The following is a 26,470-nucleotide window of genomic DNA, read 5'->3' as shown; positions in this document are numbered from 1 at the left end:
CCGCGATCCGAAATTGGCAAGATACAGAAGGATTTACCCGGTCAAAAGGCACCGTCTGTTGCAAAATATTCTGCGAGGAACGTATCGCGTGCAGCAAAACCGGGCGATTTTGCCGGGCGTGTGCTGTCATGGGTCAGTCTGGCAAATGTGATGGTTTGCTCGCCGCTGGTTGCCCAACCCACAAACCAGCCCCACGGTTGCCCCTTGATCGTGCGGCCATCGGCATTTTGCGACAGGCCAGCACCGGTTTTGCCAAATACATGCCAGCCATTTGCCTGAACACCCATGTCAAACAGCCCCATTGCCATTTCGCGGGCCTGTTTGCCGATGGGCAACTCGCTCCGGATCATTTTTGAAATGAATTCGACCTGTTCGGCAGGCGAGATTTGCAAGGACGAGCTTAGCCATGATCGCGTCAGGCCGTTCTGTTTTCCGGCATCCCCGGATACATCGGCATTTCCGTAATCAAAGGATGTGACATAGTTGCGAAACCTTGCCTCTCCCAGTCTGATATTGATCTGTTGCGAATACCAGACGACGGATTGTTCGATCCAGTATTGCGGATCCGTATCCTCGCGCCATGCGGTGCGCCAGTCTGGATAGCCTTCCTTGAACGACCATACGGGATGATGGGCATCGGTCAGGATGCCACTATCAAATCCCATCAGACTGATGGCGATCTTGAAGGTCGAGGCCGACGTTGCGCGGGTTTTACATTCGCCTTCCTCAACAATGGTCTTGCCGGTTTTGGTATCCGAAATCAGGGTACAAACCGTTTTGGTTTCCGCCGTGGCATTGAAGGGGGCGAACATTACGCCAAGAAGAAAAATCAGGCTGGTACGTTGCAAAACGCGATCCTTGTGGATGGGTAAAGTTCGAAGGGTAGGGACGAATGCTGAAGGTTCATTTAATCGCTTAATCCATGTTGTCCTGGCCGTTATCTGCGGGAGGAAATTCAGATTGCCAAAATGCGGCAAAGCGGGTTTATGTTCCCGGTCCGGTTGCGCCACAATCCGGCAGCCAAAAAACAACAACGTCCAAGCAAGAGCCCCGCATGATCCCGTTCTTCGGTGAAGCCGCCGCCTTTACTGCCGCTATGGCCTGGGCGACGTCGAGCATGATTTTCTCCAACATTGGTGGTAAGGTCGGTGCGCAGACAGTCAATCGCGGGCGTCTTGCCTGCTCGATCACCTGTCTGACATTGCTGCACTGGCTGCTTGAAGGGCAGCCATGGCCAAATGCTGTGACATGGGAACAGCTTGGCTGGTTGTCGCTGTCTTCGGTTCTAGGGCTTGTGATCGGAGATGCCATGCTGTTTCAGGCTTTTGTGACCCTGGGGGCGCGGCTATCGATGCTGATGATGTCGACCGTGCCGATCATGGGGGCGGTGTTGGGTTGGGTTCTGTTTGACGAAGTCCTCAGCCCTCAGGAAATGTCGGGTATTGCGCTTGGCATTGGTGGCATCCTTTTGGTCATCATGATGAAAAAGGGGCGCCCTGTCGGGTTGGAGGGACGCAATTATCTGGTCGGTATTCTGTTTGGACTTGGCGGCGCCATTGGACAGGTTGCCAATCTGGTGACGGCGAAATATGCACTGATCGGCGGCTATTCCGCACTGTCGGCAACATGGATCAGAACTTTTGTCGCGGTTGTGATCATGTGGGGAATTGCGATTGCCATGGGGCGTGCCCGACGCACGATTGTGGCGTGCAGCGCGCCGGATGTCGGGCGTTGGCTATTTCTTGGTGCCTTTATCGGTCCTGCTTTGGGGGTATGGCTTTCGATGGTGGCGGTTCAGAATGCCAATGTTGGCATTGCCTCGACCCTGATGGCGTTGCCGCCGGTTCTGCTGATTGTTTACGAAGGTCTGATTTTGCGCCGCCCGGTCGGCCCGCAGGCCATCATCGGGACCTGCATGGCCTTTGGCGGGGTTGCCCTTTTATTCCTGCATTGATCGTTGTTTTTGCCGCTGTCTGAACCAGATCGGGATGAATGCCAGATTGGCAATCAGGCTGATCCCGAACAGGATTGCTGCCCATAGCGGAAGATCAAGCAAGGCTCCTGTGCCGCCAAGGCCCGGCGTTGACTGTTCGGGTGTTGGTGATGCGTCTATTGTGTTTGGCGTATCTGTCATATCTGACGAATGGGTCAGGGTGACCTGATGCCCCATGCCGTCCGACACCAGGATTTTCCAATGCGAACCGGTTTGCCCGTCACGTGGCTGGGATGGCGTTGCAAGGGCAAAACGACCTTCACGATCCGTCCGGCCCTTTTGCCAAACCTTGCCATCCGGACCGGTTATCGTGACTTCGGCAAACATCATTGCCGTGCCATCGGTATATCCGAACTGATAGACGGTGGCGGACTGGCTTTGGTCGATTTGCCATCCGGCACCGTGGGCAAACGCAGGCAAGGGCCCCGCCAACAGCAGGGCCAAAGCCAGAAGTCTGGGACGAATAAATGCCATCATGACGGAATGTTATTGCGCAATGTCAAAGGTCATCGTGGCACGCAGATTGTGCACGCCCACACCTTCCTCGACATCGGGAAGATCAGCGGCAACACGGACCATCCATAGACCCGGCGCACTGATGCGGATTTTGGCAATGCCGCTGCCGCGATCGTCGCTCATGGTTTCGGTATAATAAGCATAGGAAGACGGTGTTTCGGTAAATCCGGCATAGGTTGCCAGAACGCTGGTCGAATAGGGCTGCCCGTTCAGCAGGACCTGAACATCGATATCATCCCCGATGCCTGTCGCGCGCAGATCGCTTAGGGGCACGATCTCAAGCGTGTGGCCGAGTGGTGTTGAAACAAACGCTGCATTTCCGTCACCGCCGGTCAGGTTTTTGGAAAACTTTTCAAAGCGCGAGGATGCAACGGCATCCGGGTTCACATCCGACCCGCCTTCTTTCCAGCCATCGGGTGTCTGTGACCAGATCACCGGAAGGCGATGTCCGACAATCCATGCCGGTTCGTCGGAAAGGGTAAAGGTACCGGTCAGATTGGGGGCATCAGGATTTTCGCTAACATCAAGATCGGTGGCGGCCGAGGGAGTGATTAATTGTGCGGCTACATGCTTTGTGGCTTCGGCTTCTTCGGCGGAGCCGAAAACATGGGTCGAATCGAGGATGAATACAGCAGTGTTTTTGTCATTTGCGGGGTCGGTTTTGCTGCTGGCGATGAATTCGTGGGCCGTTGCACCATAACCAATCAGGCACCCCAGCGCGGCAATTGCAAGCGGGGTTGTGAACTTTGATTGAAACATCTGCTATCCTTTGGGAGATTAAGGGAGTTGAAAGGCTGTGTGAACTTTTCAAAATTGTTCATACGAGTCAAGCTGATGATTCTGAAAGGGAATTCGTATGACCCGCGTGACCGTATCGATCGAAGACGATTTGATGGAGGCATTTGATGCCTTCCTTGAACATCGCGGCTATACCAACCGTTCCGAAGGTTTTCGTGACCTGATTCGGGAAAAGCTTCAGAACACCAAGCTTGACGAAGACACTGGCGGCGTTGGCATTGCGGTTCTGAATTACGTGTATGATCATGAAGAACGCATGCTGGCGTCACGCTTGATGAGTGCGCAGCACGAACATCATGACCTGACGGTCTCGACCGTGCATTTCCACATCGATCATGATACCTGCCTTGAAAGTGTTACCCTGCGCGGCAAGCTTGCCGATATCCGCAGATTTGCCGATCAGGTTCTGGCGCAGCCGGGGGTTCGCCATGGGCAGCTTTATTCCGTTCCGGGCGAACTGCATGTCGAAGCCCATCACCATGGCGATGACGATCATGGTCACGCCCATCGTCACGAACACCTGAAAATAACCACCTGAAACAGGATTTCGGCTGAATTGTTTTCTGAGGTGCTGCGCGGGTGTCGTGATCGTTCCTGTTCGCTGTGTATGAATTCTCTATCGCTGAAATGAGAACAAACTTGCAACATCCATTTTTTTATGAGAGTGTTCGCATTATGTTCTCAATGCGTTTGCCGGAAAATGGTTGGCGTGATGCCAGTTATCCGGCGGGGCACCTAGCGGTGGCGTTCCGCATTTAGGACCGGGGAACCGCCTGCGTTGCATCCTACCCGGCCCTGTGGAATAAGAGAGTTCGGAAAATGATTCAGACCGCGCTGCATTTGGTGGATAAAGATACGATGGATAAGCAGAAGGCACTCGAAGCCGCCCTTGGGCAGATCGAACGCGCATTTGGCAAGGGCTCGATCATGAAGCTCGGCCAGCGCGATAGTGCGGTGGATATTTCAGCCATTTCGACCGGATCACTTGGCCTTGATATCGGGTTGGGGATTGGCGGTCTGCCGCGTGGCCGCATCGTCGAAATTTACGGTCCGGAAAGTTCGGGTAAAACCACACTGGCCCTGCACACCATTGCCGAGGCACAGAAACTTGGCGGGACCTGCGCCTTTGTCGATGCCGAACACGCGCTTGACCCGGGTTACGCCCGCAAGCTTGGTGTGAATACCGACGAACTTCTGATTTCGCAGCCCGATGCCGGTGAACAGGCGCTTGAAATCGCCGATACGCTGGTGCGTTCCGGTGCGATTGATGTTCTGGTCGTCGATTCGGTTGCTGCCCTTGTGCCGCGTGCCGAACTTGAAGGCGAAATGGGTGACACCCACGTTGGTTTGCAAGCCCGTCTGATGAGCCAGGCCTTGCGTAAACTGACCAGCTCGGTCTCGCGTTCGAACTGTATGGTCATTTTCATCAACCAGATCCGTATGAAGATCGGTGTGATGTTTGGCAGCCCGGAAACCACCACGGGTGGCAACGCGCTTAAATTCTATGCGTCGGTTCGTCTTGATATCCGCCGTATCGGTCAGATCAAGGACCGTGACGAGGTCGTTGGCAACCAGACCCGTGTGAAGGTTGTCAAAAACAAGATGGCGCCGCCGTTCAAGCAGGTCGAGTTTGACATCATGTATGGTGAAGGCGTTTCCAAGATGGGTGAAATCCTTGATCTTGGCGTCAAGGCCGGGATCGTTGAAAAATCCGGTTCATGGTTCTCGTATAACTCGACCCGTATCGGTCAGGGCCGCGAGAATGCCAAAACTTTCCTGCGTGAAAATCCGGAAATGACCGCCGAAATCGAACGCAGCATCCGCGAAAGTGCCGGCCTGATCGCCGAGGCAATGACCAGCATGAGCGAAGATGAACCGTCAAACGATGACGACGTGTAATTAAAAGCAGACTGAATAATCAAACGGGCGCTTTGAGCGCCCGTTTTTGTGTCTGATCCGTTTTGTTGGCTGCGTGTGTAACGCAGGCAGGCAAGGATTTCGCGATATGGCGCGAAGCGGCGTCAGGGTTGCTGTGTTTCCTGTTGCCATTGGCTGGGCGTTTTGCCGGTTATCCTTAAGAATTCCCGATTGAAGTTCGACTTGGTGTTAAAGCCGCTTGTTAGCATGGTGGCTGTCACCGTCTCACCCTTGTCCAGCTCACGGCAAGCATGTTCAATCCGGTACTTGTTGATAAAGCGCGAGACATTTTCACCGGTCGTGGCGTTGATCGCGGTCGAAATCTGTTTCAGCGGCACGCCCATACGTCGGGATATGCGTGCAAGCGTCAGATCCGGGTCAAGATAAAGCTGTTCGCGTATCTGCAAATCTTCAAGCCGGGCCATTATGGTCCGATGTTCCGGGTTGCTGGGTGTTGCCGGCACGTGATCGGAAGGCTGATTTTGATCCCCTGATTGGACATCCACATCAACATCAATTGCAATGTCGGGCGACAGAGACAGAAAGCCGATGGTCAAGAGTGCCAGGGATGATGTGATGCTCAGGATCAGGCCGACAATCTGATCGTTTCCATCAATCTTGGCTACGATGATCAGCATGTCGCTGAGGGCTGACGCGATCAGGGCGAAGGCGATGAAGCGCCACACCAGTGCCGGGATATGGCCCGAGGTCAGACGCATATGGGCAAAATCCCCGCCCTGACGATGAAGCATCACCAGAATTGCCGCTCCGTATCCGACAAAAAGGCTGCAAAGGACAACGTCAATGATGGCCGGTAAAACAAACACGCATAAGGCAATGATCGCTGGTACCGAGAAATGTACCCAATCCCGTATTTGCAGGCGTGCGCGAAGACTTGATTCAAGAAAGGCCAGCCATGCCATTGCCGGGATAACGGATGCGGTGATGGGTTGAAGCCATCGCAGGTTGGTAAAGCCATAATACTGAACAAGCCCGACCAGAATGCTTTGCCCGGCAGAGGCCAGCAGCAGTGCCATAAGCATCCTGGGGGTTCTTTCTCCCACAACCGCGCGGACAAATAGAAACCCCAAAACCAGGGCAACAATAATAGGGACGGGAAGGACAAGCATCAGACGGTAAATTCCCGACAAAAGGTATCAAAACCGGTTTTGGGACGTTCACAAACCCGTTTGAGGACGCAGGAAATCCTATTTTGGGCAAAAACGTTCTGGCACGCTTAACTTAGGACAAGGATCCTGATGATGAAACCGATATATCTTGCTGTCGCCTTCTTTCTGGCCGCGGGCCTGAAGACATCGCCTGTCTTGGCGGAACCGCAAACCGATTATGCCGGATATGACCGTTTTGATGTGCGCGCAGCCCATCGTTCCATGCCAATCGCGGCCTCGGTCTGGTATCCGGCAGATACCTTTATCTATCGTGCGCCGGTCGGCAGCAATATTATCTGGAAAGGAACTGATGCGTATATCGGTGCGGCAATTGCACCGGGGCAACATCCGTTGGTCATTCTTTCCCATGGCTCGGGCGGCAACATGGATGGCCTTGGCTGGTTGTCCTCGCAACTGGCTTTGCGCGGGGCGGTTGTTGTTGCCGTCAACCATCCCGGTACTACATCGGGGGATTCGTCACCCCGGCGTACTCCGATGATTGGTGAACGTGCCGCGGATATCAGTGCCACCCTTGATCAGGTCCTCTCCAATCCTGCTTTTGCCCCTTACATCAATCGCCAGAATATTTCAGCGATTGGGTTTTCGCTGGGCGGCACGACGGTCTTAAACCTTGCAGGGGTAAGGTTCGATCAAACGCTTTATGCGCAATATTGTGACAAATTCGGCAGTGCTGCCCAGGATTGCGATTTTTTGCGCAAAGGAGGTGTTGATCCTGATCATCTTCCCGATGATTTCGCAGCTTCAAGCCGTGACGACCGGATTGTTCGCTCTGTTGCAATAGAGCCAGGTATGGGGTTTGCTGCGACACAAAGTAGTCTGGCAGAGGTAACCTCTGCCATGCTCTTTATCGGCCTTGGCGAAGAAAACAAATGGGTGGCCGCTGATTTTGGCCCGACCGGTAGTAATCTGGTCGCGCGGATCAAAAACGCATCTTCAGCAACGTTTGCACCAGCATATCATTTGACATTTCTTGGTGAATGTATGCCGGGGGCCGCCGAGATACTCAAAGAAGAGGGCAGCGAGCCAATCTGCTCTGATCCTCCCGGTACGGATCGTGCCCAGATTCATCAAAAGATTGTTTCGGCGATTGCGGCATTCCTGAATTTGACCGGTTCCTGACCAGGGAAATATAGATGCGGTTGCGGAAAAAAAGGACCAAAGCGTCCTCTTTTCCGCTTGCCCCAAAATGATCACGATTGGCTGCAGCGCGCAAAAACACAGGTGTTTGATCTGCCTTAATTGCGTCAGATCAGCAACTTGGCAGCAGGGTACGGAACTTTGTCTTTTCGGCTCCGTTATGGATGGTGTGAACAAAATCACGTCGAGCAAACAGGAGAAACCGAAATGTCCGACTTTTGGAAAAAGATTTTCGCCGTTGCGATGATTTCCGGCATGGGCCTTGGCCTTGCCGCTTGTGAAACCGCCGAGGGTTTTGGCCAGGATATGGAAAATGCTGGTGAAGCCATTCAGGATGAAGCCAGCGAGTAAGGCATCATCGCGGATTTTCGTTCGCTGACGGGATTTTGGGATCAACTCCATCACCCGCAAGCGGCCAAAACCGAAAAGGAGATAACATCATGTTGGGTTGGGCAGTCTTTTGTCTTATTCTGGCGCTTGTCGCCGCCGTCCTTGGTTTTGGCGGCTTGGCAGGTACATTTGTCGGGATCGCGAAGATCCTGTTCTTCGTCTTCCTCGTACTGTTCGTTGTTTCGCTTCTGGTCAACGCACTGCGTGGTCGTCGTCCACCGATCTGATCGCGGTATAGACAATAACACGAGCAAACGGAAACGGGCGTGCTGCGACACGCCCGTTTTTCTGCGTGACTTTTAAATCGTCGATGCAGGAAAGAGTTGCCAGCCGGACGTGACCCCGACAAGATAGCAACCGATTTCGGAAGCCATATGCCTTGCGTCAGAAGCAGGCCGCGGCCGCCTTCAAAATCAACATGTCGTTAAAGGCAGGAGCATTCAAACGATGACTATTTTTGTGAAACGTATTCTGGCACTGGCCCTGATTGCGGGCTTTGGCATGTCGCTTGCCGCGTGTGAAACCGCCGCCGGATTTGGCCGCGATGTTGAAAAACTTGGCGAACAGATTCAGGAAGGCGTCGACAAATAACCATCACGCGTTTCGGAATTTACGAAAGCTCCCGCCGTGATCACCTGTTATCTTAAATATATTGTCGACATGCATAAAATCCCTGAATTCGAGGATTATGCCCGTCGCTGGATTCCCATCGTCAACCGGATGGGCGGGACGCATCACGGCTATTTCCTGCCCCATGAGGGGGCCAGCAACATTGCATATGCCCTATTCAGCTTCCCAAGCCTTGCGGCATACGAGGATTACCGAAACCGCATGGCGAATGATCACGAGTGTGTTGCTACACTCGAACTTGAAAAACGTAACCGCAGCATCATCAGTTACGAGCGCAGTTTCATGCGCCCGGTTCTTGATTAGGCAGGCATATCCGATCATGCCGTTGTGGTGTTCCGGTGCGGTGCCGGATGCAGAAATCGTCACTTAAACACCGCAAAGCCTTTCCCCGACTGGACAGCACAGAGCCGAGCCGCTAAATAGGGCAGTCGCGCCGTAGGTTTGCGGCAGCGATTGTTCCGCGTTTTCCGGGTTGGAGAGAGATGCAGACCGTTAACGATATCCGCACCACGTTTCTGGAATTCTTCCGCAAGAACGGCCACGAGGTCGTGTCTTCCAGCCCGCTGGTACCGCGTAATGACCCGACCCTGATGTTCACCAACGCAGGGATGGTCCAGTTCAAGAACGTTTTTACCGGTCAGGAACAGCGCGATTATTCACGCGCGACCACCTCGCAGAAATGCGTGCGTGCCGGTGGCAAGCATAACGATCTTGAAAATGTCGGTCATACCGCCCGTCACCACACCTTCTTTGAAATGCTCGGCAACTTTTCGTTTGGCGATTATTTCAAGGAAAACGCGATTGAATTCGCCTGGAATCTGATCACCAGGGAATACGGCCTCCCGGCAGACAAGCTGCTGGTCACCGTCTATCACACCGATGACGAGGCCCATGGTCTTTGGAAAAAGATCGCCGGTCTTACTGATGACCGTATCATTCGTATTCCGACCTCGGATAACTTCTGGTCGATGGGCGATACTGGTCCTTGCGGTCCTTGTTCGGAAATCTTCTTTGACCATGGCGACAAAATCTGGGGCGGTCCTCCGGGCAGCGCCGACGAAGACGGCGACCGTTTCATCGAAATCTGGAACCTCGTCTTCATGCAGTACGAGCAGATGGCGAATGGCGAACGCGTCAATCTGCCAAAGCCGTCGATTGATACCGGCATGGGCCTTGAACGTATTGCCGCCGTCCTTCAGGGCAAGCACGATAACTATGACATCGACCTGATGCGCGCGCTGATCGAAGCATCGGCGGATGCCACCAGCACCGATCCCGATGGTCCGCATAATGTGTCGCACCGCGTGGTTGCCGACCATCTGCGTTCGACCAGCTTCCTGATTGCGGATGGTGTTCTGCCGTCCAATGCGGGCCGTGGTAACGTTCTGCGTCGTATCATGCGTCGCGCCATGCGCCATCTGCACATGATCGGCACGCAAGACCCCGTGATGTATAAACTGGTCCCGGCACTGGTGCGCAAAATGGGCGGTGCCTTCCCGGAACTGGTCCGTGCCCAGGCATTGATCGAAGAAACCCTGAAGCTTGAAGAACAGGGCTTTAAAACCATGCTTGATCGCGGTCTCAAGATGCTTGATGACGCGACCGATGGCATGGCCGAGGGCGCGACCCTTTCGGGCGATGTGGCGTTTAAGCTTTATGATACTTACGGCTTCCCGCTTGATCTGACGGCTGATGCGCTTAAACCGCGCAAGATTGGCATCGATGAAAGCGGTTTTACCTCGGCTATGGAAGAACAGAAAGCCAAGGCCCGTGCCGCATGGTCGGGTTCGGGCGAAGCTGCAACCGAGGAAGTCTGGTTTGACATCAATGACCGAGATGGCGCGACCGAATTCCTGGGCTATGAAACCGAAAATGCCGAGGGCGTTGTCACGGCCCTGATCAAGGATGGTGCGGAAACCAAAACCGCAACCAAGGGCGATGAGGTTGCCATCGTTGCCAACCAGACCCCGTTCTTCGGGGAATCCGGTGGTCAGCAGGGCGATGCCGGCATGATCAAAACCGAGAAGGGTGCCGTGATTGAAATCACCGACACCCAGAAGAAACTCGGTGCGCTTCATGTGCATCTGGGCAAGGTTGTCGAAGGTGATGTTTCGGTTGGCGATGCCGCCGAATTCCGCGTCGATCATACCCGCCGTTCGTCCTTGCGTGCGAACCATTCGGCGACCCATCTTCTGCATGCGGTCATGCGCAAGCATCTGGGTGATCACGTCACCCAGAAAGGATCGCTGGTTGCCAAGGATCGTCTGCGTTTCGACGTATCGCACCCCAAACCGATCACCGCCGAAGAAGCCGCTATAATCGAATTCGACGTCAACCGTCTGATCCGCGAAAACAGTGAAGTCACCACCCGTCTGATGACCCCGGACGAGGCGATTGAACTGGGGGCGATGGCGCTGTTTGGCGAAAAATACGGTGATGAAGTCCGCGTTGTTTCGATGGGCCTGCCCGAAGCAAACGAACATGCCTATTCGCTTGAACTTTGCGGTGGTACGCATGTCAAACGGACCGGCGATATCGGTATGTTCAAGATCGTATCCGAAGGTGCGGTTTCAAGCGGTGTCCGCCGTATCGAAGCCCTGACCGGTTCGGATGCCGCAAGCTATATGGCGGCCCGCGATCAGCTTCTGCAAACCATTTCGGCCGATCTCAAAGCCGTTCCCGAAGATGTTCCGGCACGTGTCAAAGCCTTGCAGGATGAACGCCGGAAGCTTGAACGCGAAGTTTCCGACCTGCGCAAGAAACTGGCAACAGCCGGTTCGGGCGGGGCATCGGGTGTTGACGCGTTCAAGGAAGTCAATGGTGTCAAACTGGCCCTGCGTGTTCTGGACGGTATCCCGGCCAAGGAACTCAAGGGCATGGTTGATGAATTGCGCGATCAGATGGGATCGGGGATTGTTGCCCTTATCTCGACCGATGGCGGCAAGGCATCAATCGTTGTCGGCCTGACCGAAGACCTCGCCGGTAAATTCAGCGCGGTCGATCTGGTCCGTGTCGGTGTCGAAAAGCTCGGCGGTAAAGGCGGCGGTGGTCGCCCGGATATGGCACAGGGCGGTGGCCCCGACGCCGATCAGGCCGACGCGGCACTTGCCGCGATTGAGGCGACGGTTGCTGGCTGAGCAGTTGCAGTGCGAATTAAAAAAGGGCCCCACAAGGGGCCCTTTTTACTGGCGCTGTGATGAGTTTCAGCCTTGCAGTATATGCTTATTGAGTTGTGCAAGTTTCTGCTGCTTTTCCTCGTCCGTCATTTCTTCATCTTCGTTTACTGTCAGAAGCTCCTCTGCCGATGTTGGCAGCGTGGATTTGGAGGCTTCATCCTGCTGGCCGATCAGTTGGGTTTCGGTTCGTGACTTGGCACCTGCATTTGCCGCAAGCGGGTCAAAAGGCAAAGTATCCGATAGTGGTGCGGCTTTGCCTGAGCTGGCATCGTCTCCCTGCCGTTGGCGCATGAAGGCGATGGTTTCTTCGGGGACCTGTTTGTTCGCAACGTTGATCCCCAGCTTTTGAAACGATGCAACATTGAACTGGGACGGATTAATGCTGGTCATGCAGTGTTTTCCAAAAGTTTTACCCTGAAAAGTTGCAAGCAATAATCAGACCACCCGTTCATCTATGTGCCGTTGGATTTAACTGTCGTATGATCATTTCTGGATAGCGGCATTTCTTGCCGGGTTGCGTTTTCCACTACGCCAGAGCTGCCAGCCAAGATTCATGCCGGTTGCGGCAATCACAATCGCCACTACCCCGATGATCTGGGCGGTATCCGGGCGATAGCCAAACGCAATCAGATCGACAAGAATGGCGACGACTGGATAGATGAAGGACAGCGACCCTTGCAAATGGGTAGGTAGTTTCTGAACCGCGCCATACATCAACACATACATGATCCCGGTATGAACCACGCCAACCATGACGAGCGCGCCCCAGCTCGATGGCGTATCGGGCAGGTTATCAAGATTGGCAAAGGGAGCGAGCAGCAGAATACCGACACAAACCTGGATGAGCGCGATCAGATGCGGCGGGGTACCTTTCAGCTTTTTGGTAATGATGGCAGCCACCGCCCAGAAAAAGGCTGCGACCAATGCCATCGCGATGCCGCCTGCATAATTGGTGCCGGTAAAGCCGCCATCGGGCTTGCCCGATATGATCAGGAGCAGACCGCCAAATGCAATCGCAAGCCATGCAAATTTATTGGCTGTCAGTTTTTCACCAAACAGCAATGCACCGAACATCACCAGCATGAAGGGCTGGGTATTGTAAACGGCTGTTGAAATGGAAATCGATGCCATCGAATAGGACTGGAATAACAGGAACCAGTTTATCACGATGGCAACACCACCAAGCGCGGCCCAACCCAATATCCGCAGGTTCAAAAGTCCGCGTAAAAACCCCATGCCAGCGCAAACGACAAGCAGGGCCCCAGCCCCGAATACGCACCGCCAGAAAACAACATCAAGAGCGGATTGCCCCGACATCACAACGAACCAGCCAATTGTGCCCAGGATCGTCATGGCCGCGGTCATTTCGACCGTGCCGCGCAGTTTTTCATCCATCGGAATGCTCCGTTAAACTGATTTTATGGATGAAATTTGCGCCTTTTTTCGGCTTTGTTCCATGGTTTGAGATTGAAAATGTCGGCTCTTTACTTAACTATATAAAGTTTATGTCGAATATTTATAGGAAAAGTAAAGTGATCGATGAAATCGACCAGAAGATACTGAAAATCCTGATTGGTGATTCGCGTATCTCGCAAAAGGAACTGGCAGCCCGTGTCGGGCTATCATCCCCCGGCGTGGCGGAACGGGTCCGGCGTCTGGAGGAACGCGGCGTTATTCGGGGCTTTACCATTGATGTAAATCCCGAAGCACTTGGCTATCCGCTGCAGGCGATCGTACGCATTCGTCCGCTGCCGGGCAAATTGCATATCGTTCAGCAGATGATCGAAGAAATTCCAGAATTCGGGGAATGCGACAAGGTCACGGGCGATGATTGTTATATTGCGCGGCTTTATGTCCGCTCGATGGGGGAGCTTGATACATTGCTGGATCGCATTGTCGACAAAGCGGAAACCAACACATCTATCGTGAAATCGAAGTCGGTTGAACGACGCATGCCACCGCCGGTCATGCGTTGATGGTTTCCGGTTATCGGTCTGCCGGGTTTTGCGTGGCAAAGGCCACCAGTTCATCTATGAAAACACGTTGGCGTTTGGGCATGAAATCGGTTTCGGGCCAAACAGCAAAGATATCGCGCTGTTCGGTTTCCCAGTCGGGCAGAAGCGCTACAAGTCGTCCAGCCCGCAGCCTATTGCTGATAATGCTGTGTGGTACAAGGCCGATGCCGTGGCCTTCTTCTATCATAAGTGATGCCAGTTCGATCTCGTCGACGTCAAACCGGCCATCAACGCTAAATACCTCGTTGCGTCCTGTTTTGCGGTGGGTCAACCGCCAGGTTCGAAGCGGACTTGCGACAATCATCGCATGATAACGCAGTTCTTCGGGCGATGTCGGTGTGCCGAATTTCGCCAGATATTCCGGGGCGGCACAGGCAACCAGATAGGTGTCACACAGCTTGCGCAGGACGAGAGATTGCTGGGTTTGCTTGCCGACGCGGATGGCGACATCAAAATTGAATTCGCCAAGCGGCAATACACGATTGGACAGGGTCAGCCGCAGATCGATATGGGGATGTTTACGAAGAAAAGTGCTGAAAAACGGGGCGAGCCAGCTTCGGGCGAGATTGACAGGCAAGGCGATCTTCAAAATCCCGGCAGGCTCGTTATGGCGTGTGTCGATACTTTCAAGCGTTCTGTTCATTTCGGTGACCAGAGGGCGTAACTGGTCGAAATAGGTATGCCCGGCATCAGTCAGGGCGAACCGTCCGCTGCCGCGTAGCAGCAGTTTGCAGCCCAGCTTTTCCTCCAGCTTTTGCAGGCGTCGGCTAAGTGTCGCCATCGGAACCTCCAGGGCAATCGATGCCTGCCGGAGGCTACCAAGTTCGGCTATGCGAATGAAAAGGGCGAAATCGTCCAGTTGCGCATGTTCCATATGTGGAAACTCAAATCCCGAAAATATCCACTATTCCCAAAAATGAGATTATCGCATTGTCCGCTCCATGCCCACCGTAAACGGGAACCAAATCAAAGGAGCCTCACATGCTTCCGGCACGTTTTTATCGTTTTGTATTTTCCGGTCTGATGTCGATCTGGCTGTCGACCCTGATGACCGGGCTGGTGACACTGATCAATACTGGTATCGACCCCGAATTTCTGCTGCGCTGGGGGCGGGCATTTGTCATTGCCTGGCCTATTGCCTTTTCGCTGGTTCTGATCAGTGGCGGCACGGTGACGCGCATCGCAAATAACCTGACCCGCCATTCACGTGTTCAGGCCGCTGAATAATCGTCTTTGGCCTGTTGCTGTCGCAGGACACGGTTGACGGCACGTTCAACCGCCCTGCGATCAGCCGCCTCGGCGATGTTTCGCGCGGCCGTCCGTCCGATAAGGCGCGCATGATCGCGCAGGGTGTCCTGCTGTTTGGCTGTTTTGGCCTGTCCGATCAGACTTTCAAGAACTTCTGCCATTGGCAACAACACATAGGGCTTGGTGCTTGCCGATTGTCGGATCTGGTTAAATGCCGCGTCCAGCATCTCGCCGAAATCCGAAAGATGGGCACATATCCGTTCCTGTCCTTGCTCGTCTCGCCAAAGGCCCAACGGGGAATGAAAATTCATCGCCTGTGGCATGGCCCGGCCCAGACGATAAATCACCGCAATTGCGGTAAACGGGTCATTGATGCCCGGTGACAATGCGCGCAGGGCGACCTCGACGAGTTGGCGCAGGGCGAACTCGATATCAAGCATCGCGGTGCGCTGATTGCCAATCAGTATCTGTTCGGTAATGAAATTCCGGTATTCGTCGATGTCGTCTGTTGCATTGGCGGCATTTATGCTGATTTCTCCGATAATGTCTTCGGCAATCACATGCTGTCCGGCATGGATTGTCAGGGCGATATGAATGTCTGCCTTGGTCGCAACCTCCAGCAAACCTTCATAGTCGATGCCCTGCACATAACCAGATTTTGCGGCCTTGATGGCTCTGTCAGGGTTGATTGTTCCCGCATCAGGCAGGGTGCATCCGGCTTCTGCTGCATGGTCGATTGGTTTTGAAAGCGTTTCCAGCGACGATGCAATCGTTTCTTCCAGATTTCCGCCGACTTTCTGGATGACTTGATCCGCTACAATGGATCGACCCAGATGATGCACAAACAGAATCAGGACAAACAGGCTTACGACAAAAAGGATAATCCCGGTTATGGCGGCAATTTGCGGGACCTGATCCTCCTTGCCCTGGCCCCCCATGATGACAAGGGCAGTGATCAGAAACAGAATGGATCCGACAAAACTGCCCAGTGCATTTTGTGTTTTGGGATCGCCCATGAAATTGCGAATGGTGCGTGGGCCCAGTGATCCGGCGGCAAGTGTCAGAACCACCATGGTTACGGACAGGGCAAAGGTGGTCATGGTCACAAGGGTGGCAAGAAGGGTCGATGTCAGGTCCTGTACCGTTTGAACCGTTCCGAAACGCGGCCAGAAATCCGGTAGGCTGGCAATCATCTCCTCGCCCGGGAGGCGAATTGCCAGCAAGGCAACAGTGGCACCGCCAATTGCATAAAGCAGCGGAATAAACCACAAGCTGTGACCAAGAAATTCCCATATCCGGATAAATCGGTGAAACATTTACTGCGGTCCTGTTCTTGCCGTGTGCTTTGCGTGGCGACAAATGCCGCCCGTTGGCAAAGCCGAAACCGGGACAGCGATCCAGTGTTAAACGTATGAGGTTAAAGCCGGTTCCCTGTTTTCTGCGTTTGGGTGCATCCGTTGAGTGTTCGGATGAATGCCACCCATGCAAAATTCGCGATTGTTTGGTGTTAAAAAATGAACCAAATTCGATTTTACGTCATTTATTGAAAGGCAGGGATATGGCAACCCTGAACGACCCGGAAAAGCAACCGCTGAGACAGCGGCCAAACCGCATTGAAAAACGTCAGCAGCGCGAGGAACTGATCCTTGAACGCGCGGGCGAGCTGATTGCGGAATACGGGTTTTTCGAACTGAAGATGTCTGATCTGGCCCGCGCCTGCGATATTTCGGTTGGCACACTTTATGCCCATTTCGCCAGCAAGGAGGACTTGCTGCTTGGGCTTGCGATTCTGGCGGGGCAAAAACGCGCCGGGTTTTTCGATTATGCCCATGCTCATGACGGCAGTGCGATGGAAAAGTTCATTGTCGCAAGCCTGCTTGATATCCGCTTTTCCATTGATCACCCGCAATGGTTTGAGGCCGAATATCTCGCTCTGGCCCCTTCGATCTGGCAGCGCGCAACCCCGTCGCACCATCAAAGCCAGCTCGCCGGGATCGGACGTATCACCGAAATGTTCCAAAGCTTCCTGTCCGATGCTGCCAATGAACTGGGGGTATCGGGCGATGTGATCGCACAGACCCGCAACCTCAATCTTGGCAGTTGGGGGCTTTCATTTGGCATGAATGCCCTGGCCCTTTCAGAAATAACCGACCGCCATTATGGCACTGAATTGCGCAGCAATGCGATTGACATCTTCTGCGACAGTCTGGCCGATCTTTTGGCCGGGGCGGGATGGTATGTCGATGACGCTCGCCAGATCGTGCGCGACCTTGCCGCCCGCTATGCCGATCTGAAATAGCCACTGGCGACGCTATCAATTAACCACCACCACCAAAATGCCCCACGGAGTATTCGCCCCATGTCCCAGGAAACCAAAACCATGTCCGCGGTCTTTTTGACCGTGCTGTTCGGTTTTGCCGGGTTCAGCCTGCCTTATCCTGTTTTCAGCCCGATGTTTCTGAAACCCGAACTGGGTTTTCTTGATCCCTCGGTGCCCACAGAATACCGCACGATGCTTTTGGGTGTCGCCATGGCGCTTTATCCCATCGGGCAGTTTATCGGTGCACCGTGGCTGGGGCGGGTATCGGACAAGCTTGGCCGCCGTCCAGTTCTGATGGCGTCGCTGACCGGTGCGGCCCTTGGCTATCTGGTGACCGCCTATGGGGTGGCGACTGCAAATTTGCCGTTGGTTTTGATTGGACGTTTTGTGTCGGGCCTGTGCGAGGGCAATATGGCGATTGCCCAATCGATTGCATCGGATATCAGCCGTCCGGAAACCAAGGTGCGCAATTTTGGTCTGATCACGGTCGCGATCAATGTCGGCTGGATCATCGGCCCGCTGATGGGCGGCTTTTTCTCCGACCCGACCATTCATCCGTCCTTTAACGTTTCCTGGCCGTTCTATTTTGCCGCAGGTATGTATGCCTTTAACCTGCTGGTGGTATTCGTAATCCTGCGCATTCCTGAATATGCGCGCCGTCGCGGCACGCCAAAGGGTATGACGCCACCCGCTACCCGCACGGTCTGGGCGACGATCAAGGACCCCGACCTTTTGCCGGGTTATGTGATTTCGTTCTTCAGCTATATCGCGGTTTATATCTTCTTTGCCTTTTTCGGGGTCTATCTGGTACAGAATTACGACGTCACCAGCAGTTTCCTTGGCATGTGTTCGGCAATCATTTCGATCCCGCTGATCCTTGCCGGATTGACGGTTGATCGTGCGCAGAAGATTTGCGGCCTGATCGGTGTGGGGACCCTTGGTCATCTGTTTTTGGGGATCGGCCTGATCACGTTCCTGATCCCCGATGGGCTGGTGTGGATATTTGTGCCGATGTGTCTGGCGGCATTCGGTATTGCCTGGTGCGAGGTGACGACCAGCCTGTTTATTTCCAACGCAGCCGGATCACATGAACAGGGGCAGGCGCTTGGCGTTTACCGTTCTGCCCATGTTCTCGCCGAAGCCGCCGCCGTGCTGATCGGTGGGGTTCTGGCCGGTATCGCCAGTTACGCGCCCTTCTTCCTTGGCTTTATCGCCGCAATGCTATGCGTGATCGGCATTCTGGGATGGCTGCGCATTCGTCAAACGACGGCAGAGGCAGATGTGCCGGCGGTTTAAGTTACCCGACGTCTTGTCTTTCAGATATCAATCGGTGCATGGGCGGCGCGTGCAATCAGCTCGGCCGCCTTTTTGCTGTCTTTGCGGTTCTTGCCCGGCAGTTTTGCAAGATCGTCGGCAAGCACACGGGTTTCTTCGATTCCGTCCAGATCGGCACTGATTTCCATGACCCGGTCCCAGATCGCCTTGTCATCCATACCGCCCATTACGGTCAGCGTGATAGCGCGGTTAAGGGCGGCTTCGGCATTTTCGGGATCATGGCTCAGGATCAGTTCGAACGCTTCAAAGGCTGCAATCAGATGCCCTTCGCGCAGATTGATCACACCCAGATCATTTGATGCGACCATCGATGCCGGATCAATCCGCAAAAGCTGCTCGATCGCGCGGCGTTCGCTTTCGATATCGTCATTGGCGCGATGTGCTGTTGCGATCAGCCGGTGGATATTGGAATTGCCCGGCTGGTGATGGGCGGCGTTCTGAAAGGCGCTTAACGCATATTCGGGCTGCTCAAGTTCCAGAAGGGCCTGTCCGCGTAAAATCAGCAAATCGGGATCGGTCGGATGATGACGCAAAACGATATCGACATGGTTAAGTGCCGAACGGGCATCCCCGTTTTCAAGCAGCGCGCGTGCAATGTGATGCACGCATTCTTCGTGGCCTCCATCAGATTGCAGCACAGTACGGTATTCACCAAGTGCTTCGGTTAGTGAACCTCTTTCATGAAGGGCGCGGGCCAACCCGAACCGCGCTTCAAGATTATCCTCATCCTCGCCAAGTGCCTGGCGCAACATATTGATCGCAGCGTCATATTGGCGGCGTTTAAGCGCGGCAAGCCCCATATCCGCAAAGGACATAGTGGTCATGCAAATTCTCCCAACCTTGGTGTCATTCTGTTGCCCGGAACATCAAATTTATCGAATTTCGATGGGATTATAGGCGGTGGGGCAATCATTTCCATCCCCGATCTGCAGAAAGTCAAACCTGCCCGGGACGGCAGGCGGAGATCACAAATTAGTGTCGCTTGCGCAGGGTTTCAGACGGTAGAACACCGAACTGCCTTGCATAGCTTTGCGAAAAGCGTCCGGCATGGGCAAAGCCCCATTTCATCGCGATTTCGGCAACGCTTGCCCCATCCTCGCTGTCAAGAAGGTCTTTATAGGCATGGCTTAGGCGCACCGATTTTAGATACGCCATCGGCGATATGCCATAGGCGGCATTAAATGCCGTTTGTAACGTCCGATAACCGCAATCCGCATGCTGTACCAGAGTTTCAAGTGTGATCGGTGTATGGGCGTGGGCGTGGATGTAATCGCGTGCCCGTTTCACATAGTGCGGAACCGCGTTGGATTTCGTTTGCCAATGCAGAAGTTCCGAACAAGAATTCGGAAGCATCATCAGGATATTTGTCAAAAGCAAATCCTGAAGACCGCTCAGAACAATGGAATTGTCGGAATTGAGCAGAGGACCATCAAGGGCCTGTGCGATGTAATTCAGGGTATTGCATACATGCCGACCCGGTGCGGAGGCCAGATCAAGGCTGATTTCAAAGCCTGGATCCGTGGCTGAGCCATCATTGCCCAAAAGCATCCGGCAATGTTTGGAGAGAATATCTTTTGGCAACCGGACGCCAAAGCAGGCAAACCGGTCTTCGTCCGCGAAAAGGGGCATGCGCATGTCGCGGATCAGTCCGCGTCTGGTCGAAATCGTGTAATCCCGCCCCTGATGCTGGACCGTGCCGCCGCCTTCGGTCGGGATGATCATGAACAGTGCATCATTATCGCTTTCTGGTGTCCGAAGCTGGATGCGGCAATCGCCAAAGGACGAATGCAAAACCTGCAAATCGCCCAAGGCAGTCACCCGAACCGCGACATCGAAAAATGCAGGTCGTTCGATCAGGTCCAGTGAATCAATGGAATTCAGATCAGCCAAAAGGGCACGTGTCTCGTTCAGATCACGTGATGATAAAACCTGATGATTCTCAAGATATGTCACACAAGCTTCCCCCTGACGCACTGCAAAATCGCAATCGAGCAGCTTTGTAACTCCCCCGGGCACCAGAACTTTATAACAGTTTGGAATTTTTATGATTTTCAATGATGGTAAGCTATTGGCTGTAACGGCACAAGCTCGTTGAACCGGGCGGCTCGTGAACTCGTCCCTTGCCCTGCGAGCGGCAACATCCTAGGTTAACGTAAACGTCAACTTATGTTGCAGGGCAAAATGAAATTTCAGGGTACGGAAAATTACGTCGCGACCGAGGATCTGATGGTGGCAGTCAATGCCGCAATCACCTTGCAGCGGCCGCTTCTGGTCAAGGGCGAACCAGGAACCGGTAAGACCGTTCTGGCCGAGGAAATTGCAAAATCGCTTGGCAAGAAACTGATTACCTGGTCGATCAAATCAACCACGCGTGCGCAGCAGGGGCTGTATGAATATGACGCGGTTTCGCGCCTGCGTGACAGTCAGTTGGGTGATGCGCGTGTGCACGATATCGCCAATTACATTGTCAAGGGCAAGCTTTGGGAAGCGTTCGAGGATGAAAGCGCACCGGTCCTTTTGATCGATGAAATCGACAAGGCCGATATCGAGTTTCCCAACGACTTGCTTCAGGAACTCGATCGGATGGAATTCTTTGTTTACGAAACACAGGAAACCATCAAGGCTGCCAACCGCCCGATCGTGATCATCACATCGAACAATGAAAAGGAACTGCCCGACGCGTTCCTGCGCCGGTGTTTCTTCCATTACATCCGCTTCCCCGATGCCGAAACCATGGCCGAAATCGTTGCGGTCCATTTCCCCGATATCCAGAAACGTCTGGTGTCGGAGGCATTGAACCTGTTTTACGACATGCGCGAAGTTGGTGGGCTTAAGAAAAAACCGTCTACCTCCGAACTGCTTGATTGGCTTAAACTTCTGATGGCCGAGGACTTGCCGCCCGAAGCATTGCGGGCCAAGGATGCCAAAACTGCCGTGCCGCCACTGCATGGGGCGCTTTTGAAAAACGAGCAGGATGTTCACCTGTTCGAACGGTTGGCCTTCATGGCGCGGCGCGAAGGGCGTTAGAGCATCATGTTCACCGGCTTTTTCTTTAAGCTGAAAGAGGCCCGCGTTCCGGTCAGTTTACGGGAATATCTGACGCTGCTCGAGGCTGTCGAAAAGGGCCTTGCGAACTATGCGGTCGAGGATTTCTATTATCTGGCACGCGCAGCACTGGTGAAGGATGAACGCCATCTTGACCGGTTCGATCAGGTCTTTGGTGCCCATTTCAAGGGCGTGATTGATCTGATGGACGGCATGGATGAAGTTGCCGAGGCCGATATCCCCGAAGAATGGCTGCACAAGCTTGCCGAAAAATTCCTGACCGACGAGGAAAAGGCCGAGATCGAGGCGCTGGGCGGTTGGGAAAAGCTGATGGAAACCCTCAAACAGCGGCTTGAGGAACAGAAAGGCCGCCATCAGGGCGGCAATAAATGGATTGGTACTGCCGGGACATCGCCCTTTGGGGCCTATGGCTATAACCCCGAAGGGGTGCGGATCGGGCAGGACAAATCCCGCCATCGCCGTGCGGTCAAGGTTTGGGATAAACGCGAGTTCAAGAACCTTGATGACAGTGTCGAAATCGGCACACGCAATATCAAGGTGGCTTTGCGGCGTTTGCGCAAATGGGCCCGGACCGGGGCCGCCGATGAACTTGATCTGCCCGGCACCATTACATCAACCGCCCGTCAGGGATGGCTTGATGTGCAGATGCGGCCCGAACGCCATAACGCGGTCAAGGTTCTGATGCTGTTTGATATCGGCGGGTCGATGGATGACCATATCAAGGTCTGCGAGGAACTGTTTTCCGCGGTCAAAACCGAATTCAAGCATCTTGAATATTATTACTTCCACAATTGCCCCTATGAAGGGCTGTGGAAGGACAACGCGCGCCGCCGTACCGATCAGGTTTCAACATGGGATGTGATCCGGACCTATGGTGCGGATTACAAGCTGGTGATTGTCGGTGATGCCACCATGAGCCCCTATGAAATCACCTATCCCGGTGGTTCGGTCGAACACTGGAATCAGGAAGCCGGGGCGGTCTGGATGCAGCGGTTGCTTGATCATTTCGAACATGCCGCCTGGATCAATCCGCAGGCGGAAAACTGGTGGCAGTATCATGGCTCGATCCAGATTATGTACAAGTTGATGGAAGGCCGTATGTATCCGCTAACCCTTGAGGGGCTTGACCGTATGACTGGTGCGCTAAACCGCTAAATGCCCGTAGCCCGTCTGACATTTCAGGCAGGCCCGAGAAACAGATAGCTTTCGGTTTTGGCGATGCCTTCCATGGCGCGTACGGTCGTGACCACCTGATGAAAATCCGAAAGGGCAGGGACCTGAATTTCCGCGATCAGGTCCCATTCGCCATTGGTGGTGTGAAGGGCGGCAAAGCCAAGATTTTTCCGCAGGCTCGCGACCAGCGTTTTCACATTCTTGCCCGATAGCTCGATCATCATCACGCCCCGGATGGTGCCATCGGCGGCATCGTCGCGCAGGCGCACGGTAAATCCGGCAATCACGCCCTGATCGATCAGGCGGTCCATACGGGTTTTAACCGTCCCGGCTGCCACCCCCAGAAGTTGTGCCAGTTTCGGGACGGAAGCACGTGCATTGACGCGCAGTTCGGCAAGAAGGCGACGGTCAAGATCATCCATGATTTCATCCTGATTTGACGATTTCGTCAATTATCCTGATGAAAACATCAATTTCCAATCGAAAATTGTATCAAACTGGGATTTTAACTGATTTCGGCAAAGCTTATCCTGCTGCCAAATCATCAGGGAGCAAATAAATGACCATGCCGGAAGATCGATGGGCCCCTTATGCCCGCACCACTGAAATCGCCGACCGTCTGACCCGTTTTGGCAGTGTCACCGGCAGTGCCGGGGAAGCCGATATCACCGGCTTGATCGTCGATATCCTGCGCGAAATTCCCTATTTTCAGGACAATCCCGACAATATCGCGGTGATCGACAGCCACCTTGTCGCGGGTGGCAGCCGTATGGCCAAAAGCGTTGTCGCACTTGTGCGGGGAACCGGGCGCAAGACAATGGCAATGGCCGGGCATTTTGATGTGGTTTCGATTGAAAATTATCACGACCTGAAACATCTGGCTTTTGAGCCTGATGCACTGTGTGAGGCCCTGATTGACGATCTTTCGAGCCGGGAAAATCTTAGCGATGCCGAGGCACTTGCCCTTCGCGATTTTCAGACCGGCGATTTCATCCCGGGGCGCGGGTTGCTTGATATGAAAAGCGGTGACGCGGCGGGCATCGCGTTTCTGGAACATTTCAGCCAGCAACCAGATCGGCAAGGCAATGTCGTCCTGTTCCTGACCCCTGATGAAGAACGCAATTCATGCGGTATGCGCAGCCTGCGTAACGCGTTGCCGGACCTGATCGCACGCTGGAGCCTAGACATTATCGGTGGGGTCAATCTGGATGCGAGCAGCGATACCGGCAATGGCGAGATCGGGCGCGCAATTTTCCATGGCTCGGTCGGAAAGCTTTTGCCCTTTGCCCTTGTTGCCGGTTTGCCAACCCATGTCGGTTATCCGTTTGACGGCATTTCAGCCCATGCCATCGCATCGGAAATCATGCAGGCGATCGAAGCCAACAGCGAACTGTGTGATCGTGGTATGCGTGAAACCGCACCACCCCCGGTCTGTCTTGAGGCCCGCGATGTCCGCGACATTTACGAAGTCACCACGCCTGAGCATGTCTGGATGGCGTTTAACTGGCTGGTGATGGGGAAAAGCTGTGCTGAACTGATGGGCGACTTCACCAACATTGTAGAGGATGCCGGAAACCGAGCGCTTGAACGGTTCACAGGTAATGCTGCCCGTTATGCCAAAGCCAACAGGCAAGCCGCCCCGGCAGCTTTGCCGCCCTTGCGCATGGTAACGGTTGCCCAATTGCGTGACATGGCGTTTGCATCCGGGGGCAGCGATGCGCTTGACCGGATTGAGGCGGTCGACCTTGAAACGGCACAGGATAACAATCCCCTGAACCGCACTCGCGTTCTGGTGCGTGCCATGCTGGCCGAGGCGCATTTGCGCGGCCCCGCGGTGATAACCGGAATGGCCGGTCTGCATTACCCGGCCGTGCATGTCGATATGGCAAAGGATATGGATCGGGAGTTTTTGGATGCGATTGGCCGGGCCCGCACTACGATAGAGGGCCGTCACGAAACGCAAATTTGTGACCGTGGTTATTTCATGGGTATATCGGATATGAGCTTTTTCGGCCATGCAACCGATGCAGGCGATACCGAAATCATCGCTGCCAGCACCCCGATAGCTGAACTGGTGGATCGTCCGGTTGACAATGCCCTGACCTATCCGGTGGTCAATATCGGCCCGTGGGGCAGGGAATATCATCAACGTCATGAACGGCTTTATGCACCATACGCCTATCATGTGCTGCCCGATTTTCTGGCCGAAATCGCGGGCGAGCTTTTGGGCTGAACAACCCGTTTCAAAGCAATCCATGGAAGGCGATCAGGCGTAACAGTTTCAAGAAACTTTGCGCTATCGCCTTCTGCCTTGTTCCTGCCGCATCGTTTCGTCACTATGCTGGGCAAAACTTATGCGGAAATAAGGAGTTATGGGATGCTGATGAAATCTGCCCGTGCGGCCATTCTGGGAACGGCACTTGCCATTCTGCCTTTGTCGATTACACCGGCAATAGCACAGGACAGTACCCTTGAACGGGTTGTGATCGCCCATCGTGGGGCATCGGGCTACCTGCCCGAACATACCCTTCCGGCAAAGGCGCTTGCCTATGGCATGGGGGCGGATTTCATCGAGCAGGACGTGGTGATGTCCAAGGACGGTGTGCCGGTTGTCCTGCATGACATCCATATCGATACCACGACCGACGTTGCCAAGAAATTCCCCGACCGCAAACGTGAAGATGGCCGGTACTACGCCATCGACTTCACGCTTGAAGAACTCAAAAGCCTGAATGTTACCGAACGGTTCAAAGCCGATACCGGCGAGCAGATATATCCGGATCGCTTCCCCGGCGAATATGCGATTTTTAAAATTCCCACACTGGAAGAAGAAATCGCCATGATCCGGGGGCTTAACAAATCAACCGGGCGCGATGTTGGCATCTATCCGGAAATCAAGGACCCGGCCTGGCACAAGGTCGAAGGGCAGGATGTGACCGCTGCGGTCATCAAGATCATGGAACATTGGGGATATGGCACTCCGGAATCCAATTCCTTTGTCCAGTGCTTTGACTGGGCTGAAACCAAGCGTATTCGGAATGATCTGAAATATCAGGGCAAGCTGGTTCAGTTGCTGGGTGAAAACAAATGGGGTGCGCCCGAAGGCACGGATTACGATTATCTGAAAACCGATGACGGTGTCGCGGAAATGGCAAGCGTCGTCGATGGTATCGGCCCGTGGCTGCCGCAAGTCATCGAAGGTCTTAGTGCGGATGGCAAGGCGATCATGACGCCAACCCTGATCGCAGCCCAGCGCGCGCAGTTGAAAGTCCATCCCTATACCCTGCGCGCGGATCAGTTGCCTAAATGGGCGGGGGACATGGATATCGCGCTTAAGGCGATTTTTGACGATGCGGGGATTGATGGCATCTTTACCGACTTCCCCGATCAGGTTGTCGAATATCTGGCGGCAAGACCGCAACAGGACTGACCGGAAGGATCAAATACCGCTGCCCCGGAACAGTTTCGGGGCAGTATGCGTTCTGACCCGGACAGACGGGGCGAAATAGACTGTTTCCAATGTGATCGTTTTCGTAGGGCGGCAATTGTCGCATGCTGGAGGCGAC

Annotated in this window: 28 protein-coding genes; 17 read left to right on the top strand and 11 right to left on the bottom strand. The window is 54.1% G+C overall.

Going from position 1 to position 26,470, the window contains the following annotated elements:
- Window positions 1-41 precede the first annotated feature (41 nt).
- Window positions 42-848 carry a class D beta-lactamase gene (gene blaOXA / locus AUP42_RS17525; protein ID WP_156484648.1) on the bottom strand — a complete coding sequence of 269 codons (807 nt, stop codon included), beginning with the start codon at window positions 846-848 and terminating at the stop codon, window positions 42-44.
- Window positions 849-1,054: 206 nt separating this feature from the next.
- Between blaOXA and AUP42_RS17520 the strand changes: the two genes are divergently transcribed.
- Window positions 1,055-1,954 carry a DMT family transporter gene (locus AUP42_RS17520; RefSeq protein ID WP_062952857.1) on the top strand — a complete coding sequence of 300 codons (900 nt, stop codon included), beginning with the start codon at window positions 1,055-1,057 and terminating at the stop codon, window positions 1,952-1,954.
- On the opposite strand, the gene AUP42_RS17515 is transcribed toward AUP42_RS17520, so the two are convergent.
- Window positions 1,940-2,470, bottom strand: a complete 531-nt coding sequence (locus AUP42_RS17515) for a hypothetical protein (RefSeq protein WP_062952856.1) — start codon at window positions 2,468-2,470, stop codon at window positions 1,940-1,942. The two genes, AUP42_RS17520 and AUP42_RS17515, sit on opposite strands and share 15 nt — an antisense overlap.
- A 9-nt stretch (window positions 2,471-2,479) precedes the next feature.
- Entirely contained in the window at window positions 2,480-3,268 is a 789-nt protein-coding gene (locus AUP42_RS17510) for a DUF4198 domain-containing protein (RefSeq protein WP_062952855.1), read from the bottom strand.
- A 97-nt stretch (window positions 3,269-3,365) separates the two neighbouring features.
- On the opposite strand from AUP42_RS17510, the gene nikR reads away from it, so the two are divergent.
- Together nikR and recA are read left to right on the top strand one after the other, a co-directional pair.
- Window positions 3,366-3,845, top strand: a complete 480-nt coding sequence (gene nikR / locus AUP42_RS17505; protein ID WP_062952854.1) for a nickel-responsive transcriptional regulator NikR — start codon at window positions 3,366-3,368, stop codon at window positions 3,843-3,845.
- Between the two features lie 281 nt (window positions 3,846-4,126).
- Entirely contained in the window at window positions 4,127-5,206 is a 1,080-nt protein-coding gene (gene recA, locus AUP42_RS17500; protein WP_062952853.1) for a recombinase RecA, read from the top strand.
- Window positions 5,207-5,328: 122 nt separating this feature from the next.
- On the opposite strand, the gene AUP42_RS17495 is transcribed toward recA, so the two are convergent.
- A complete protein-coding gene (locus AUP42_RS17495) occupies window positions 5,329-6,261 on the bottom strand; it encodes a helix-turn-helix domain-containing protein (RefSeq protein WP_231858335.1) in 933 nt (310 codons plus the stop codon).
- Window positions 6,262-6,483: 222 nt separating this feature from the next.
- Between AUP42_RS17495 and AUP42_RS17490 the strand changes: the two genes are divergently transcribed.
- The 6 genes from AUP42_RS17490 (at window position 6,484) to alaS (ending at window position 11,708) form a co-directional block, all read left to right on the top strand.
- Window positions 6,484-7,533, top strand: a complete 1,050-nt coding sequence (locus tag AUP42_RS17490) for an alpha/beta hydrolase family protein (RefSeq protein ID WP_231858334.1) — start codon at window positions 6,484-6,486, stop codon at window positions 7,531-7,533.
- A gap of 225 nt (window positions 7,534-7,758) precedes the next feature.
- Window positions 7,759-7,902 (top strand): entericidin A/B family lipoprotein, encoded by a 144-nt coding sequence (locus AUP42_RS17485; RefSeq protein WP_062952851.1) that lies wholly within the window; start codon window positions 7,759-7,761, stop codon window positions 7,900-7,902.
- Window positions 7,903-7,991: 89 nt separating this feature from the next.
- Window positions 7,992-8,168, top strand: coding sequence for a DUF1328 domain-containing protein (locus AUP42_RS21255; RefSeq protein ID WP_082824831.1), 177 nt, complete (start codon window positions 7,992-7,994; stop codon window positions 8,166-8,168).
- A 220-nt stretch (window positions 8,169-8,388) separates the two neighbouring features.
- The gene (locus tag AUP42_RS17480) at window positions 8,389-8,532 is read left to right on the top strand and encodes an entericidin (protein ID WP_062952850.1); all 144 of its coding nucleotides are present in this window, start codon (window positions 8,389-8,391) and stop codon (window positions 8,530-8,532) included.
- Between the two features lie 36 nt (window positions 8,533-8,568).
- Window positions 8,569-8,874 (top strand): NIPSNAP family protein, encoded by a 306-nt coding sequence (locus AUP42_RS17475; RefSeq protein ID WP_062952849.1) that lies wholly within the window; start codon window positions 8,569-8,571, stop codon window positions 8,872-8,874.
- Window positions 8,875-9,053: 179 nt separating this feature from the next.
- Window positions 9,054-11,708: an alanine--tRNA ligase gene (gene alaS / locus AUP42_RS17470; RefSeq protein WP_062952848.1), complete on the top strand. Its 2,655-nt coding sequence runs from the start codon at window positions 9,054-9,056 to the stop codon at window positions 11,706-11,708.
- A 66-nt stretch (window positions 11,709-11,774) separates the two neighbouring features.
- Here the strand turns inward: alaS and AUP42_RS17465 are convergent, their stop codons facing one another.
- Complete coding sequence (locus AUP42_RS17465) at window positions 11,775-12,137, bottom strand: hypothetical protein (protein ID WP_062952847.1); 363 nt, start codon at window positions 12,135-12,137, stop codon at window positions 11,775-11,777.
- A 93-nt stretch (window positions 12,138-12,230) separates the two neighbouring features.
- Window positions 12,231-13,142: a DMT family transporter gene (locus AUP42_RS17460; protein ID WP_062952846.1), complete on the bottom strand. Its 912-nt coding sequence runs from the start codon at window positions 13,140-13,142 to the stop codon at window positions 12,231-12,233.
- 137 nt (window positions 13,143-13,279) lie between these two features.
- Between AUP42_RS17460 and AUP42_RS17455 the strand changes: the two genes are divergently transcribed.
- Window positions 13,280-13,723, top strand: coding sequence for an Lrp/AsnC family transcriptional regulator (locus tag AUP42_RS17455; protein ID WP_037990281.1), 444 nt, complete (start codon window positions 13,280-13,282; stop codon window positions 13,721-13,723).
- Between the two features lie 10 nt (window positions 13,724-13,733).
- Here the strand turns inward: AUP42_RS17455 and AUP42_RS17450 are convergent, their stop codons facing one another.
- The gene (locus AUP42_RS17450; protein WP_037990241.1) at window positions 13,734-14,636 is read right to left on the bottom strand and encodes a LysR family transcriptional regulator; all 903 of its coding nucleotides are present in this window, start codon (window positions 14,634-14,636) and stop codon (window positions 13,734-13,736) included.
- A 107-nt stretch (window positions 14,637-14,743) separates the two neighbouring features.
- Between AUP42_RS17450 and AUP42_RS17445 the strand changes: the two genes are divergently transcribed.
- Entirely contained in the window at window positions 14,744-14,989 is a 246-nt protein-coding gene (locus tag AUP42_RS17445; RefSeq protein ID WP_062952845.1) for a DUF2798 domain-containing protein, read from the top strand.
- Here the strand turns inward: AUP42_RS17445 and AUP42_RS17440 are convergent.
- A complete protein-coding gene (locus AUP42_RS17440; RefSeq protein ID WP_062952844.1) occupies window positions 14,974-16,326 on the bottom strand; it encodes a DUF2254 domain-containing protein in 1,353 nt (450 codons plus the stop codon). The two genes, AUP42_RS17445 and AUP42_RS17440, sit on opposite strands and share 16 nt — an antisense overlap.
- Window positions 16,327-16,568: 242 nt before the next feature.
- Here AUP42_RS17440 and AUP42_RS17435 point away from each other — a divergent pair, with 242 nt between their 5' ends.
- Both AUP42_RS17435 and AUP42_RS17430 read left to right on the top strand, forming a co-directional pair.
- Window positions 16,569-17,309 carry a TetR/AcrR family transcriptional regulator gene (locus AUP42_RS17435; RefSeq protein WP_062952843.1) on the top strand — a complete coding sequence of 247 codons (741 nt, stop codon included), beginning with the start codon at window positions 16,569-16,571 and terminating at the stop codon, window positions 17,307-17,309.
- Window positions 17,310-17,369: 60 nt separating this feature from the next.
- A complete protein-coding gene (locus AUP42_RS17430; RefSeq protein ID WP_062952842.1) occupies window positions 17,370-18,626 on the top strand; it encodes an MFS transporter in 1,257 nt (418 codons plus the stop codon).
- A gap of 20 nt (window positions 18,627-18,646) precedes the next feature.
- Here AUP42_RS17430 and AUP42_RS17425 read toward each other — a convergent pair whose 3' ends face one another.
- Both AUP42_RS17425 and AUP42_RS17420 read right to left on the bottom strand, forming a co-directional pair.
- A complete protein-coding gene (locus AUP42_RS17425; protein WP_062952841.1) occupies window positions 18,647-19,489 on the bottom strand; it encodes a tetratricopeptide repeat protein in 843 nt (280 codons plus the stop codon).
- Window positions 19,490-19,637: 148 nt separating this feature from the next.
- A complete protein-coding gene (locus AUP42_RS17420) occupies window positions 19,638-20,618 on the bottom strand; it encodes a helix-turn-helix transcriptional regulator (protein ID WP_062952840.1) in 981 nt (326 codons plus the stop codon).
- A gap of 228 nt (window positions 20,619-20,846) precedes the next feature.
- Here AUP42_RS17420 and AUP42_RS17415 point away from each other — a divergent pair, with 228 nt between their 5' ends.
- The gene (locus tag AUP42_RS17415) at window positions 20,847-21,692 is read left to right on the top strand and encodes an AAA family ATPase (protein WP_062953007.1); all 846 of its coding nucleotides are present in this window, start codon (window positions 20,847-20,849) and stop codon (window positions 21,690-21,692) included.
- 6 nt (window positions 21,693-21,698) lie between these two features.
- A complete protein-coding gene (locus AUP42_RS17410) occupies window positions 21,699-22,886 on the top strand; it encodes a vWA domain-containing protein (protein WP_062952839.1) in 1,188 nt (395 codons plus the stop codon).
- Window positions 22,887-22,909: 23 nt separating this feature from the next.
- On the opposite strand, the gene AUP42_RS17405 is transcribed toward AUP42_RS17410, so the two are convergent.
- A complete protein-coding gene (locus tag AUP42_RS17405) occupies window positions 22,910-23,326 on the bottom strand; it encodes an Lrp/AsnC family transcriptional regulator (RefSeq protein ID WP_062952838.1) in 417 nt (138 codons plus the stop codon).
- Window positions 23,327-23,463: 137 nt separating this feature from the next.
- Here AUP42_RS17405 and AUP42_RS17400 point away from each other — a divergent pair, with 137 nt between their 5' ends.
- Both AUP42_RS17400 and glpQ read left to right on the top strand, forming a co-directional pair.
- Window positions 23,464-25,137, top strand: coding sequence for a M20/M25/M40 family metallo-hydrolase (locus AUP42_RS17400; RefSeq protein ID WP_062952837.1), 1,674 nt, complete (start codon window positions 23,464-23,466; stop codon window positions 25,135-25,137).
- A 144-nt stretch (window positions 25,138-25,281) separates the two neighbouring features.
- Window positions 25,282-26,334: a glycerophosphodiester phosphodiesterase gene (gene glpQ, locus AUP42_RS17395; protein WP_062952836.1), complete on the top strand. Its 1,053-nt coding sequence runs from the start codon at window positions 25,282-25,284 to the stop codon at window positions 26,332-26,334.
- The last annotated feature ends 136 nt before the right edge of the window (window positions 26,335-26,470 follow it).

This window comes from Thalassospira lucentensis (genome assembly GCF_001613805.1).
Taxonomy (GTDB): Bacteria; Pseudomonadota; Alphaproteobacteria; order Rhodospirillales; family Thalassospiraceae; genus Thalassospira; species Thalassospira lucentensis_A.
The sequence above is the reverse complement of the archived record's forward strand: the minus strand, read 5'-3'. Positions and strand labels throughout refer to the sequence as shown.

Bases quoted from the DNA above. Each gene is read 5' to 3' on its own strand.
- AUP42_RS17450 (WP_037990241.1), bottom strand. From the start codon at position 14,636: ATGGAACATGCGCAACTGGACGATTTCGCCCTTTTCATTCGCATAGCC.
- AUP42_RS17485 (WP_062952851.1), top strand. From the start codon at position 7,759: ATGTCCGACTTTTGGAAAAAGATTTTCGCCGTTGCGATGATTTCCGGC.
- AUP42_RS21255 (WP_082824831.1), top strand. From the start codon at position 7,992: ATGTTGGGTTGGGCAGTCTTTTGTCTTATTCTGGCGCTTGTCGCCGCC.
- recA (WP_062952853.1), top strand. From the start codon at position 4,127: ATGATTCAGACCGCGCTGCATTTGGTGGATAAAGATACGATGGATAAG.
- AUP42_RS17480 (WP_062952850.1), top strand. From the start codon at position 8,389: ATGACTATTTTTGTGAAACGTATTCTGGCACTGGCCCTGATTGCGGGC.
- AUP42_RS17425 (WP_062952841.1), bottom strand. From the start codon at position 19,489: ATGACCACTATGTCCTTTGCGGATATGGGGCTTGCCGCGCTTAAACGC.
- AUP42_RS17510 (WP_062952855.1), bottom strand. From the start codon at position 3,268: ATGTTTCAATCAAAGTTCACAACCCCGCTTGCAATTGCCGCGCTGGGG.
- AUP42_RS17495 (WP_231858335.1), bottom strand. From the start codon at position 6,261: ATGGCACTGCTGCTGGCCTCTGCCGGGCAAAGCATTCTGGTCGGGCTT.
- AUP42_RS17410 (WP_062952839.1), top strand. From the start codon at position 21,699: ATGTTCACCGGCTTTTTCTTTAAGCTGAAAGAGGCCCGCGTTCCGGTC.
- AUP42_RS17445 (WP_062952845.1), top strand. From the start codon at position 14,744: ATGCTTCCGGCACGTTTTTATCGTTTTGTATTTTCCGGTCTGATGTCG.
- AUP42_RS17490 (WP_231858334.1), top strand. From the start codon at position 6,484: ATGATGAAACCGATATATCTTGCTGTCGCCTTCTTTCTGGCCGCGGGC.
- alaS (WP_062952848.1), top strand. From the start codon at position 9,054: ATGCAGACCGTTAACGATATCCGCACCACGTTTCTGGAATTCTTCCGC.
- AUP42_RS17515 (WP_062952856.1), bottom strand. From the start codon at position 2,470: ATGATGGCATTTATTCGTCCCAGACTTCTGGCTTTGGCCCTGCTGTTG.
- AUP42_RS17465 (WP_062952847.1), bottom strand. From the start codon at position 12,137: ATGACCAGCATTAATCCGTCCCAGTTCAATGTTGCATCGTTTCAAAAG.
- AUP42_RS17415 (WP_062953007.1), top strand. From the start codon at position 20,847: ATGAAATTTCAGGGTACGGAAAATTACGTCGCGACCGAGGATCTGATG.
- AUP42_RS17460 (WP_062952846.1), bottom strand. From the start codon at position 13,142: ATGGATGAAAAACTGCGCGGCACGGTCGAAATGACCGCGGCCATGACG.
- AUP42_RS17520 (WP_062952857.1), top strand. From the start codon at position 1,055: ATGATCCCGTTCTTCGGTGAAGCCGCCGCCTTTACTGCCGCTATGGCC.
- AUP42_RS17435 (WP_062952843.1), top strand. From the start codon at position 16,569: ATGGCAACCCTGAACGACCCGGAAAAGCAACCGCTGAGACAGCGGCCA.
- AUP42_RS17430 (WP_062952842.1), top strand. From the start codon at position 17,370: ATGTCCCAGGAAACCAAAACCATGTCCGCGGTCTTTTTGACCGTGCTG.
- AUP42_RS17405 (WP_062952838.1), bottom strand. From the start codon at position 23,326: ATGGATGATCTTGACCGTCGCCTTCTTGCCGAACTGCGCGTCAATGCA.
- glpQ (WP_062952836.1), top strand. From the start codon at position 25,282: ATGCTGATGAAATCTGCCCGTGCGGCCATTCTGGGAACGGCACTTGCC.
- AUP42_RS17440 (WP_062952844.1), bottom strand. From the start codon at position 16,326: ATGTTTCACCGATTTATCCGGATATGGGAATTTCTTGGTCACAGCTTG.
- AUP42_RS17400 (WP_062952837.1), top strand. From the start codon at position 23,464: ATGACCATGCCGGAAGATCGATGGGCCCCTTATGCCCGCACCACTGAA.
- nikR (WP_062952854.1), top strand. From the start codon at position 3,366: ATGACCCGCGTGACCGTATCGATCGAAGACGATTTGATGGAGGCATTT.